Source organism: Psychrobacter sp. 1U2, assembly GCF_051847575.1.
The window spans coordinates 1-854 of record NZ_JBPYDC010000753.1; the positions used below are offsets into that span (position 1 = coordinate 1).

General features: G+C 41.9%; 1 protein-coding gene. It reads right to left on the minus strand.

Annotation, left to right across the window (positions count from 1 at the left end; translation table 11 throughout):
* Window positions 1-73: 73 nt before the first annotated feature.
* Window positions 74-854, minus strand: a 781-nt coding sequence (locus ACS8FD_RS18535; protein ID WP_439276924.1) for a S41 family peptidase, incomplete at its 5' end; no start/stop codon positions are given.

An 854-nucleotide genomic window follows, 5' to 3' on the forward strand; every position in this document is an offset into this window, starting at 1 on the left:
GTGTTATGGAATGAGTATAAACGCCCTAGCCTTATTAACAAATAAAACTCACTGATACTATTTTTAGCACTTTTTATAAATCCCCTTTTTCAGTATCAGTCATGCTATAGGTGTTGTCTTTTTTTACAAAATGAAGTCCTGAAGAGTGTACTTGCGGTCGCAACACATCGATAGCTTGTTGCTCCCATGTGCGCTCATTACCAGATAGTGCTATATCAGGTTGTACACCTATTTTATCTATCTTTTTGCCTGCTGCTGTTAAATAATGAGCCACAGTCAACTTGACGGCTTGTTCGTTATTAAGCGGTATGACTGACTGTACAGACCCTTTACCATAGCTGACTTCACCGACGATAGTTGCACGTTTCTGTGTCTGTAGACTACTTGCCAGCACTTCTGCTGCCGAAGCAGAATAACGATTTTGTAAAATCACTACAGGTAAAGATTTAAGTAAGGCTGTATCTTGGGTAGATAAAGTACGTAGCTCACTTTGTCTACTCTTTACCTGCACCACGTCAGTGTCGTTCATAAATAGACTGGCTACTTTCACAGCCGATGTCAGTACGCCACCTGGATTGTCACGCACATCAAGCAGTATTCCGGTAATGGGTGCATCAAGACTGGTTAGACTTTGTAAAATCTTTTCACGTGTATTATTTTGAAAAGCGGGAAGTTTGATAACAGCAATACCATTAACAAGCCGCGTCTCAATATCTTGTTGGTGAGTATTATTGCGCTGCAAAGTAATGACACGCTTGCGGCGACCGGCTTTAGACACAGTTACATCAACTTGCGTACCGGCAATTCCGTTCAGTAGCTGCTCTACATCATCAGACTGCCGATCACCATCAACC